9 protein-coding genes and 1 pseudogene are annotated in these 10,536 nt (G+C 63.5%); 5 read left to right on the plus strand and 5 right to left on the minus strand.

Going from position 1 to position 10,536, the window contains the following annotated elements; all coding sequences use genetic code 11:
• Positions 1 to 68: 68 nt before the first annotated feature.
• The 4 genes and pseudogenes from FJ946_RS29035 (at position 69) to FJ946_RS29050 (ending at position 2,598) form a co-directional block, all read left to right on the plus strand.
• Positions 69 to 1,748 carry a VWA domain-containing protein gene (locus tag FJ946_RS29035; protein ID WP_140568173.1) on the plus strand — a complete coding sequence of 560 codons (1,680 nt, stop codon included), beginning with the start codon at positions 69 to 71 and terminating at the stop codon, positions 1,746 to 1,748.
• Between the two features lie 40 nt (positions 1,749 to 1,788).
• Positions 1,789 to 2,164, plus strand: a pseudogene (locus tag FJ946_RS31390) (hypothetical protein); the annotation flags it as partial.
• Entirely contained in the window at positions 2,076 to 2,351 is a 276-nt protein-coding gene (locus FJ946_RS29045) for a BrnT family toxin (RefSeq protein ID WP_140501088.1), read from the plus strand. The pseudogene FJ946_RS31390 and the gene FJ946_RS29045, both read left to right, overlap by 89 nt.
• On the plus strand, positions 2,320 to 2,598 hold the full coding sequence (locus FJ946_RS29050; RefSeq protein WP_140501090.1) for a helix-turn-helix domain-containing protein: 279 nt from the start codon (positions 2,320 to 2,322) through the stop codon (positions 2,596 to 2,598). The genes FJ946_RS29045 and FJ946_RS29050 overlap by 32 nt, the downstream gene beginning before the upstream one ends.
• Before the next feature lie 326 nt (positions 2,599 to 2,924).
• On the opposite strand, the gene edd is transcribed toward FJ946_RS29050, so the two are convergent.
• From edd to zwf, 3 genes are all read right to left on the minus strand, one after another.
• Positions 2,925 to 4,769 (minus strand): phosphogluconate dehydratase, encoded by a 1,845-nt coding sequence (gene edd, locus FJ946_RS29055; protein WP_140568174.1) that lies wholly within the window; start codon positions 4,767 to 4,769, stop codon positions 2,925 to 2,927.
• Positions 4,770 to 4,841: 72 nt separating this feature from the next.
• Positions 4,842 to 5,558 carry a 6-phosphogluconolactonase gene (pgl, locus tag FJ946_RS29060; RefSeq protein WP_140501094.1) on the minus strand — a complete coding sequence of 239 codons (717 nt, stop codon included), beginning with the start codon at positions 5,556 to 5,558 and terminating at the stop codon, positions 4,842 to 4,844.
• Entirely contained in the window at positions 5,540 to 7,012 is a 1,473-nt protein-coding gene (gene zwf / locus FJ946_RS29065; RefSeq protein ID WP_140501096.1) for a glucose-6-phosphate dehydrogenase, read from the minus strand. Before zwf ends, pgl begins: the two co-directional genes overlap by 19 nt.
• A 313-nt stretch (positions 7,013 to 7,325) precedes the next feature.
• Between zwf and FJ946_RS29070 the strand changes: the two genes are divergently transcribed.
• A complete protein-coding gene (locus tag FJ946_RS29070; protein ID WP_140568175.1) occupies positions 7,326 to 8,072 on the plus strand; it encodes an SDR family oxidoreductase in 747 nt (248 codons plus the stop codon).
• Between the two features lie 67 nt (positions 8,073 to 8,139).
• On the opposite strand, the gene FJ946_RS29075 is transcribed toward FJ946_RS29070, so the two are convergent.
• Together FJ946_RS29075 and FJ946_RS29080 are read right to left on the minus strand one after the other, a co-directional pair.
• Positions 8,140 to 8,988, minus strand: coding sequence for an SH3 domain-containing protein (locus FJ946_RS29075; protein ID WP_224647537.1), 849 nt, complete (start codon positions 8,986 to 8,988; stop codon positions 8,140 to 8,142).
• 224 nt (positions 8,989 to 9,212) lie between these two features.
• Entirely contained in the window at positions 9,213 to 10,499 is a 1,287-nt protein-coding gene (locus FJ946_RS29080; protein ID WP_140558566.1) for an FAD-binding oxidoreductase, read from the minus strand.
• Positions 10,500 to 10,536 lie beyond the last annotated feature (37 nt).

Below are 10,536 nucleotides of genomic sequence, written 5' to 3' on the forward strand. Positions count from 1 at the left end.
GGGCTTGTGTCCCAGGGTGGGCTCAAATAGCTTCAGCCGGCGGACGGGCGGCTACTCAGGAGATTTTGATGGCGGGACTTGCACGGAGCGTCGCTGCGGCGTTTCTCCTTTTGTCGATGACGACATTCGGCTTTGCCGCGAACAAGGTCATCATCATCCTCGACGCTTCAGGGTCGATGTGGGCGCAGATCGACGGCAGGCCCAAGCTCGAAATCGCCCGTGAGTCGCTGAGAAGCGTGCTGCAATCGGTTCCCGCCGACGATGAACTCGGTTTCATGGCCTATGGCCATCGCAAGAAAGGCAGTTGCGAGGACATCCAGCTGATCGTACCGCCGCAGGCCGGCTCGGCGAGCGCGATTTCGGCCGCGGCCGACAGCATGAAATTCCTCGGCAAGACGCCGCTGACATCAGCCGTCAAGCAGGCGGCCGAAGCGCTGAAATACACCGAGGACAAGGCGACCGTCGTTCTCATCACCGACGGGCTCGAGACCTGTGGCGGCGATCCTTGCGCGCTTGGCAAGGAACTCGAATCGTCCGGCGTCGATTTCACAGCCGACGTTGTCGGCTTTGGCCTTACGGCCGACGAAGGCAAGCAGATCGCTTGCCTCGCCGACAACACCGGCGGCAAGTACATCCAGGCGTCCGACGAGAAGGCGCTGCGGCAAGCTTTGGTCGAAACCGTCGCCGCACCGGCGCCGTCACCGCCCCCCGCGCCGGCGCCGGCAACCGAACCGGCGCCAGCGCCAGCGCCTGCGCCGGAGCCTGCAAGGCCTGCTTTCAATTTCCAGCCGACCGTGGTGATGGCCGAAGGCGGCGAGCCGATCACCGACGGCAATGCCTGGGAGATTTACAAAGCCAACCCCGACGGCTCGCGCGGCGAGTCCGTCACCACCGAATATGGCAGCTATAGCGGCAAACTCGATCCCGGCGACTATATCGTCGTCGCGCGCGACGACGAAGCCAAGGTCGAGCAGAAGGTCAAGATCGAGGCCGGCCAGGTCCAAAAACCGCTCTTTATCCTGAACGCCGGCACATTGATCATTCACCCGCATGCCAGCCAGGGTGCCGAGATCAGCAGCGAAGCCCGCGTCGATTTCGCCTATCCCGGTGGCAGCACCACCCATTACGGCGACACCCAGGCCATCGTGCCGGCGGGCGAACAGAAGGTGACGGTGCAGATCGGTGCCGGCACGGTGACGGAAACAATCCAGCTCGCCGCCGGGCAGACCGTAGAAAAGGACGTCGTGGTCGGCGTCGGCCAGGCCATGCTCAATGCCTACTATACGTCTGGCGGCGAGAAGGCCGACAATTCGGCCATCGGCTTTGAGATCGTCAAGGCGAAGAAGAAGATCGACGGCAGCCGCGACAGCGTCGAGCACTCCTATGGGGCCGACAGCAAGTTCTGGCTGCCGCCCGACGACTATGTGGCGGTGACAACGCTCGATCTCGCCGTCGTCGAGCAGCCTTTCAGCATCAAGCCCGGCGACAGCCAGGACGTGAAGGTCGTGCTCGATGCGGGCGTGCTCGCAATATCGGCGCCCGGCGCTTATTCGATTGAGGTGTTTTCGTCGAAAAAGGACATCGATGGCAAGCGCAAATCGCTCGGCTTCAACTACGGCGACAACTGGCAGCAGACGATCCCCGCCGGCGATTATGTCGTCGTCCGGCATATGTCGGATGAGGGTCATGACAAGGAGATGCCGGTGACAGTCAAGGCTGGCGAACGGGCCGAGATCACGGTTCAGTAGGGTTTGGTTGTCAGCAACAGAAGGGGCGGCCCACGAGCCGGCCTACCAGGCCGGTCTCGATTGGCGAACCGTCAAGTCAATCAACGACACCTACGACATTCCGGCCGTGCTGAAAGCTCGACCATGGACGAGATGCGATGAATGTGCTGCCCGAAATCGCCGGCGCTTTAGCCGGCCGAGCGAAGGTTTACCCAGCGGCTCCAGTTACCATACCGAGCGGTTTAAGCGCCTTTCCTCTGTGGGTTTGTCGCGCTCCTAAAACCCTCGACATTTCACGAGTGAAAAGGGATTTGCGATCTATACGGAAATCCCGTATGATTGTAGCCCATGACGCAGGACAGGTTCGACTCTGCCAAGGATGCGGCGAATCGCGAAAAGCACAAATTACCGCTGGCCTTTGGCGATCGGATTTTTGAGGACGACAACCATCTCATTATCCCCTCCATCCGAGAGATCGACGGCGAGGAACGGTTCAAGGTGGTCGGCATCGTCGGGGAGAAGCTGTTCACCGGCGTCTTCGTCTGGCGGGGTGAACAGCCCCGCTTCATCTCAGTGAGAAGGAGCAACAAGGGTGAAGAACGAGCATATCTCGCTACCTGCTGACCCGGCTGACGCCGATGACTTCGACGTGACGGCTGGGGCGATGGACCGGGGCCAGCGCGCCCGCCTGATCCGCAAGACGAGGACCGGGCTTGGCCTGTCGCAGTCCGAGTTCGCCAGCCGCTTCCGGGTTCCGGTCGGCACGCTACGCGATTGGGAGCAGGCGCGGGCAACCGCGCCGGATTTCGCTATCGCCTATGTGCGCGTGATCGGTCAGCATCCGGACATGGTGGCGAAGGCCGTCGCATAGCTGGCGTCACCGAGGAGTTTCGGCTTGCATGTCGTAGTTTCGGCAGCTTCGCGAATTTGCCCATATGGCGAGCTGACGAAAAATTGAGATTTTGTGGTGATTCGGAGGAATCATGAACAGCTAGCGTACGCCGCCAGCGGAGAGCAGTTGCATTCGAGAAGCACAGTGGGGCGAGTTATTTACGGAAAGCCTTGTGCTTTGCCCTTTCGGCCACGTCCGATCTCAGAAATCCTAATCTTCGCAACAAAATAACCGGCTTTGACGACGATCCCCGCGACAAGCAAGTAATCCACATTTCAGCTACGGCGGCCAGGAGCCGTCCCTTTTCATTGCAGTGCGAATTCCGCTGCGTCGGTTCCAAACGCGCTGGCCCCATGGTCGGCTCGACCCACCAGCTGACGGAACCCGGCGAAGAGCTCACGGCCGAAGCCGAACTCATTGCCGATGAGATCGGCTTCCGCCGTCCGACGCAGCGCGAATTCCGCTGCCTGTACCAGCACTTCAAGCGTGCCGGCATCCGCATCCAGCCGGATGATGTCGCCGTCGTGGATCCTGGCGATCGGGCCGTCCTCGACCGCTTCCGGCGTGACATGGATCGCCGCCGGCACCTTGCCGGAGGCGCCGGACATGCGCCCGTCCGTGACCAGTGCGACGCGCTGGCCGCGATCCTGCAGGATGCCGAGCACGGTGGTCAGCTTGTGCAGTTCCGGCATGCCGTTGGCCTTCGGTCCCTGGAAGCGGATGACGGCGATGAAGTCGCCGGTAAGCGTGCCGGCCTTGAAGGCCTCGTTCAGCCCTTGCTGGCTGTCGAACACCTTGGCCGGCGCCTCGATGATGCGCCGCTCCGGCTTCACGGCCGAAGTCTTGATGACGGCGTGGCCGAGATTGCCCGAAAGCACTTTCAGGCCGCCTGTCGGCTGGAACGCTTTCTTGAACGGCGCCAGCACCTTTTCGTCGCCGCTCGCGCGCGGCGAAGCTTCGCGCACCACATTGCCGTCAGCGCCGAGCCTTGCCTCGACCGCGTAAGGCCGCAGGCCTTCGCCCCATACCGTCTGCACATCTTCATGCAGCACCCCTTCGTCGAGCAACTCGCGAATGAGAAAGCCGAGCCCGCCCGCGGCGTGGAAATGGTTCACATCGGCAAGCCCATTGGGATAGACGCGCGCCAGGAGCGGTACCGCTTCCGAGAGGTCGGAAATATCCTGCCACGTCAGCGCAATGCCTGCGGCTGCGGCCATGGCGATCAGATGAATGGTATGGTTGGTCGAGCCGCCGGTCGCGTGCAGGCCAACCACGCCGTTGACGATGGAACACTCGTCGATCATCCGCCCGACCGGCGTATAGGCGTTGCCAAGCGCGGTGATCGCCAGCGCCCGCTTGGTCGCCTCGCGGGTCAAGGCGTCTCGCAGCGGCGTTCCCGGATTGACGAAGGAAGCGCCTGGCGTGTGCAGGCCCATGATCTCCATCAGCATCTGGTTGGAGTTGGCCGTGCCGTAGAAGGTGCAGGTCCCCGGTCCATGATAGGACTTGGACTCGGCCTCCAGCAGTTCGGCGCGGCCTGCCTTGCCCTCGGCGTAGAGCTGGCGAACCCTGGCCTTTTCATCGTTGGGCAGGCCTGTCGTCATCGGCCCGGCCGGAATGAACACCGCCGGCAGATGGCCGAAGGTCAGTGCCGCGATCACCAGCCCGGGCACGATCTTGTCGCAGACGCCCAGATAAACGGCGGCGTCGAACATATTGTGCGACAGGCCGATCGCGGCCGCCATGGCGATGACATCGCGCGAGAACAGCGAAAGCTCCATGCCCGGCTGCCCCTGGGTGACACCGTCGCACATCGCCGGCACGCCGCCGGCAACCTGGGCGATGCCGCCGGCCTCCCGCGCCGCTTCCTTGATCAGCGCCGGGAATGTCTCGAAGGGCTGATGCGCCGACAGCATGTCGTTGTAGGAGGTGATGATACCGAGGTTCGGCACCTTGTCGGCACCCAGCGCCACTTTCTCCGAGGGGCTGCACACGGCAAAGCCATGGGCAAGATTGCCGCAGGACAGCACCGCCCGGTTGGCGGTCTGGTTCGATGCGCTGGCGATGCGGCCGAGATAGCGCTCGCGGCCCGGCTTGGAGCGTTGGCGGATGCGCTCCGTGATGGCTTCGATATCGCGTCTGGCGGTCATGGCGTTCGGTCCTTTCAAGCGAGGTCCCGGAAACTTCCTCCCGCCGTTTGCCGGGACCAGATAAGTCTAGAGTTAGGGTGCCCAGAAAACCTCTACAGGCCTGGGGGCGGCGTCGAGCACGGCGCGGATCGGCTTTCGCGGACCGGGTGCCACCGCGCCGTCGAAGGCCGTGCGTTTGTCCTCGCCCTCTATGTGCAGCGCCAGGAAGCCGGCATCGACGATGCGCGCCAGCGACAGGGTCAGCCGCGGCTCGCCGGCGCTTGCCGCATGAACCGGCAGCACGATCCTGTGCGAGGACGGGTCGAGCAATTTCGCCAGATCGTCGGCGTCGGGAAAGAATGAGGCGGTATGGCCGTCAGGTCCCATGCCGAGCACGGCGACGTCGAGCGGCCAGGGCAGGGACTGGAGCGCCGCATTGTCCGATGCCGCGGCATCCTCGATGCTGACGGCTTCGTGATAGAGCGGCACGAACCGTGCCGCCGCAGCCGCGTTCTGCAACAGATTGGCGGCCACCAGTCCGGCATTGGAACGCGGCGAGGAGGCCGGCACGAAGCGCTCGTCGATCAGCGTCACCGTTACCTTGTCCCAGGCGATCGGTATTCCCGACAGGGCAGCAAAGAATTTTGCCGGCGTCGTGCCGCCGGAAACGGCCAGTAACGCCGTGCCGCGCGCCGCGATTGCCTTTGCCAGCCGGTCGGCGACGCGGCCGGCCAGCGCAGCCGCCAGTTCCGCGCGGTCGGAAAAGCCATTCCAGTTGTAGCTGGCGCTGTTCAATTGCTCTCGTGCCATGTCCGCCCGTCACGTTCGATCAGCGCTATCGAGGCCGAAGGTCCCCAGGTGCCCGCCGTATAGCCCTGCGCCTCCTGCCTGGCGCTTTCCCAGGCGTTCTGGATCGGGTCGATCCACCTCCACGCGGCCTCGACCTCGTCGCGGCGCATGAACAGCGTCTGGTTGCCGCGCACGACATCCATGATCAGCCGTTCATAAGCGTCGGGCGCGCGGCCGTCGAAGGACTGCGCGAAGCTCATGTCGAGCGAAATCTGCCGCAGCCGCATGCCGCCCGGACCCGGGTCCTTGATCATGATGAATTGCTTGACGCCTTCGTCGGGCTGCAGCCGGATGACCAGCTGGTTGGCGAAGATCGGCCCGGCGCTGTCGCCGCCGAAGATCGAATGCGGGATCGGCTTGAACTCGATGACGATCTCCGAGACCCGGGTTGCCAGCCGCTTGCCGGTCCTGAGGTAGAACGGAACGCCTGCCCAGCGCCAGTTGCCGATCTCGGCCTTGATCGCGACGAAGGTTTCGGTGTTGCTGTCCTTGCCGAGCTCCTCGACATAGCCTTTCACCGGCCCGCCTGCGGAAGCGCCGGCGCGGTATTGTCCACGCACCGTGTGCTTCGGCGCCTCGTTGCCGTTGATGCGCTTGAGCGCGCGCAGCACCTTCAGCTTCTCGTCACGCACGGCGTCGGCGTCCATCGACGATGGCGCTTCCATGGCCACCAGGCAGAGCAGTTGCAGCATATGGTTCTGCACCATGTCGCGCAGCGCGCCGGCCTTGTCGTAATAGGTGACACGATCTTCCAGGCCGACGGTCTCGGCGACGGTGATCTGCACGTGGTCGATATGGGCGGAATTCCACAGCGGCTCGTAGAGCGCATTGGCAAAACGCAGCGCCATCAGGTTCTGCACCGTTTCCTTGCCGAGATAATGGTCGATGCGGAAGATCTGGCTTTCGTGGAAATCGTCGCCGACCAGATCGTTGAGCGTTTGCGCCGAAGCGAGGTCGCGGCCGATCGGTTTCTCCAGCACGATGCGCGAATTCGGCGTGATCAGATCGTGTTCTTTCAGCTTGTGCGAGATGTCGCCGAACAGCGCCGGCGCCACCGCCAGATAGAAGGCGCGGATGCAGTCGCTGTCGCCGATCGCCTTCTTCAGCCTGTCGAACCCCGCGCCGCTCGTGGCATCGGCCGGGACATAGGAAAGCCGCGCCAGGAAGGTTTTGAGCTCCTTGGGATCGATATCGGCCGCCTTGACGTGGTCGGAAATAGCCTGCTTGGCGAAAGCCCGAAATTCGTCATCACTCATCTTCGAACGCGACGTGCCGATGATGCGGGTTGGCTCGGAAAATTGATGGTCGCGCTGGCGATAGTAGAGCGACGGAAGAAGTTTGCGTTCCGACAGGTCGCCGGTGCCACCGAAAATGATGAAGTCGAAAGGGTCGACGGGGATGATCTGGCTGGTCATGGTCTATCCGCTTTGACGCCGGTCGCGAGTACGCGGCTGATATATTCTAATCGATTTAAATTTTCCAGTGCCATGGTGTCACATCGACGACCGATCGCTACATATTTGCGTCGGTCCAGATGTGCGCTTGACACTGGCACCAAGCGAAGGCTTGTCGGCAAACGACAACTCCGCCAAGCCTTCGCAGTTGCAGCATAGGACGTGAATGTGACGAAAGCTAAGGGAGAATCAGCGCTTTGCCTGTCGTGGCACAGGCCATGATGCCGGCAGCCCACGGTAAAAGCCACGCGATGAACCCAGGGAGCGGAAAAACATGCGTCTGAAGGACAAGGTCGCCATCGTCACCGGGGCCGCTTCGGGTTTCGGCGAGGGCATTGCCCGTCGCTTCGCCGAGGAGGGCGCCAGGATCGTCGTGGCCGACCTCAATGCCAAGGGCGCCGAACGCGTAGCCGGCGAGATCGGCGAGGCGGCGACCTGGACCCAGACCGACGTTTCGCAGCGCTCCGAATTCGACGAGATGGTCCATGCCGCCAAAAGCGCCTTCGGACGTATCGACATCATGGTCAACAATGCCGGGTTCACCCATCGCAATGGCGACATGCTCGAAGTCGACGAGGCGACGTTCGACCTGATCACATCGGTCAACATGAAGGCCATCTATCATGCTGCCCTTGCCGTCGTGCCGATCATGGAGCGGCAAGGCGGGGGCGTCATCCTGACCACGGCCTCCACCGCTGGCCTGCGCCCTCGGCCCGGCCTCACCTGGTACAATGCTTCGAAGGGCTGGGCGATCACCGCCACCAAGTCGATGGCGGTGGAACTCGCGCCGAAGAACATCCGCGTCAACTGCCTGTGTCCGGTGGCCGGCGAGACCGGCATGCTGGAAAAATTCATGGGCGCCGATACACCCGAAATCCGCGAGAAATTCCGCGCCTCGATCCCGCTCGGCCGGCTTTCGACCCCGCTCGACATTGCCAATGCGGCACTGTGGCTGGCCTCCGACGAGGCCGCCTTCATCACTGGCGTTGCGCTGGAGGTCGACGGCGGTCGCTGCATCTGACGCACACCGTCATCGCTGCGCCAAAGATCGGCTCGGCCGTGCCTGCCTTGATCGTGGCGCTGGTGCGTCAGGCGCCGGTCTTGATGTAGGTTTTGTAGACCCAGCCTGTCTTGCCGTTGTAGACGATCTGGCACCAACGCTTGCAGCTCATCACTTGCACCGAGGTCTTGGCGGGCACCGTGACGATGGCGGCCGCATTCTTCTTCGGGCCGCTACGCATAGTCACGGCCCTGAGGATGCGCCCGGTGCCAGCTGCGGCCGCTTTGCGCGGTTCGGCCTTGCTGTCGTCATCCTGCGCGGCAGATTGCTGCGACGCTACTTGTGGTTGCGCGGCCGGAATGGCGGCGGTCTGCGCGCCATCGGGACTGCTGCCCGCCGCCGGGGCCGGTGCGGCGACCTTGGCGAGCTCGGTGGCGGCGTCGGTGTCGGCAGCGGGTTGCGCGAATGCCGCCGCCGCCGGCTTGTCAGGCGTCTGCCCGGCCTTGCTCGCCGACTGGCCGGAAGCAGCCGGTGCGGTCTTCGATTGGGAGGCGGTCCAGCGCGGGTCGTTCGCCGCGAGCGCCGGAATGGCGGCTTCCGAGACAGCCACGGTCGGCGAGACCTGGTCGGACTTTCGCGCCGCTTGCGGCACCGCCGCCGCGGCCGCCGTGATCCCCGCTGCCGCGATCTTCGTCGTCTTCACCGGAACGGCCGGAATGGCTTGCTCTGGATTGGCAACCGCTTGCCGCTCGTTCGCCGGCAACGCCAGCCACAGTGCCACCGCGGCCACGCCGAGCAGCGCGGCCGTGCCGACCGCGGCAATCACCAGATGCGAGTTCGAACGGACTCCCTGCCAGAATGACGGGCGCATGTCGTAGCCGAACTGCATGGCAAAGCGCCGACGTTCCGGAGCACCGAAACTGAAGGGCTCTCTCACTCTTGCCACCTCCATAAGGGGCCGATGTTCTTCGATCAAACACCGCAACGCGTGCGTCGATCACACCGGTCCCAAATCAAACAGCGGGCGGGCCCGCAGAAAATCCCCGTCTATATTCGCCCAGAGATTGCACTTTTTGCCCGCGATTGTGGCATCAGTGCGCCATTGCTGAAGATTCTGCAACGCTTGGATGTCGCGGTCCCCACGATATTACTCAACAATTGTTAAATCCTGTCGCGCAACGCGAACCAGTTGAGCGCCAGGAAAAGCAGCGGCGCGCGCAAGCGCCGGCCACCGGGGAACGGCGGAATCTTCAAATCCTCGATCAGCTTTAGCCGGTCGCGGTTGCCGGCTACCGTTTCGGCATAGAGCTTGCCGAAGAAGTTCGACAGCATGACGCCGTGACCGGAATAGCCGCCGGCCGAGATCACATTCGGCATCACTTCCCGCACGAACGGCTTTCTCGGCACCGTGATGCCGACATAGCCGCCCCAGCCATGCGTGATTTCGACGTCCCTTAGTGCGGGATAGAGTTCCGCGATCTGGCGGCGGATATGGATATGGATGTCCTTGGGGTCGTTGACGCCGTAGACCTCGCGTCCGCCGAACAGCAGCCGGCCATCCCTCGACTTGCGGAAGTAGCGCACGACGAAGCGGGAATCATCGACGGCCTCGCCGCCCGGCAGCACGTTCGAATCCGCTCCAAGCGGCACGGTCGCGCCGATGAACGAACCGATCGGCATGATGTGCGCGGCACTCACCGGTTCGAGCGTGCCGCCATAGGCATTGACCGCGATCAGGCATTTCTGCGCTGTGATCGTCCCCCTGGCTGTCGAAACCTTCACCGTGCCGCCGCTCGAAACAATGCCGGTCGACGGCGTCGCTTCGAACAATCGTGCGCCGGCCTGTGCCGCCGCCCGCGCCGTGCCGATCACCAGTTTCATCGGATGGATATGGCCGGTGCCGGTGTCGCGCGTCCCGCCGAAATAGGCTGTCGAGCCCAGCCGCTGCGCAGTTTCCGTCGCGTCCATGAACGAAATGTGCGGATAGGAGAAGCGGCTGGCCATGATCTCGGCATGTGCCTTGTAGTCGTCGACATAGCGCGGCTTGTGCGCAACCGAGAGCTGGCCCGGCATGTAGTCGATATCGATCTGGTTGGCGGCGGCGAATTCGAGCAGATGCGCCTTCGCCTCCTCGGCGAGGTCGAACAGTGCCTTGGCGCGGGAAAACCCGTACTCGGCCTCCAATTCCTCGGCCCAGGCGCGCTGCCCGGTGCCGAGCTGGCCGCCATTGCGCCCGGAAGCGCCGTCTCCGAAGCGATACGCCTCGATCAAAACCACATTGGTGCCCGCCTTGGCCAGATGCACCGCCGCCGACAAGCCGGTGAAACCGCCCCCAACGATAACGACGTCGCAGCTCCGGTCACCGTCCAGCGCCGGATACTCGGGTCGCGGGCCGGCCGTGTCCTCGTACCAGGAACGGCCGGGGGAGATCGGGGATTGGTAGGGCATGATGCTCACGGAGTAGGGGAGTAGGGGAGTAGGGGAG

This window comes from Mesorhizobium sp. B2-4-7 (assembly GCF_006442685.1).
In the GTDB taxonomy this organism is placed as follows: domain Bacteria; phylum Pseudomonadota; class Alphaproteobacteria; order Rhizobiales; family Rhizobiaceae; genus Mesorhizobium.

Excerpts from the sequence above, each read along its gene's own strand:
- pgl (WP_140501094.1), bottom strand. The coding sequence starts at position 5,558 with ATGGCACGAGAGCAATTGAACAGCGCCAGCTACAACTGGAATGGCTTT.
- zwf (WP_140501096.1), bottom strand. The coding sequence starts at position 7,012 with ATGACCAGCCAGATCATCCCCGTCGACCCTTTCGACTTCATCATTTTC.
- edd (WP_140568174.1), bottom strand. The coding sequence starts at position 4,769 with ATGACCGCCAGACGCGATATCGAAGCCATCACGGAGCGCATCCGCCAA.
- FJ946_RS29035 (WP_140568173.1), top strand. The coding sequence starts at position 69 with ATGGCGGGACTTGCACGGAGCGTCGCTGCGGCGTTTCTCCTTTTGTCG.
- FJ946_RS29080 (WP_140558566.1), bottom strand. The coding sequence starts at position 10,499 with ATGCCCTACCAATCCCCGATCTCCCCCGGCCGTTCCTGGTACGAGGAC.
- FJ946_RS29070 (WP_140568175.1), top strand. The coding sequence starts at position 7,326 with ATGCGTCTGAAGGACAAGGTCGCCATCGTCACCGGGGCCGCTTCGGGT.
- FJ946_RS29045 (WP_140501088.1), top strand. The coding sequence starts at position 2,076 with ATGACGCAGGACAGGTTCGACTCTGCCAAGGATGCGGCGAATCGCGAA.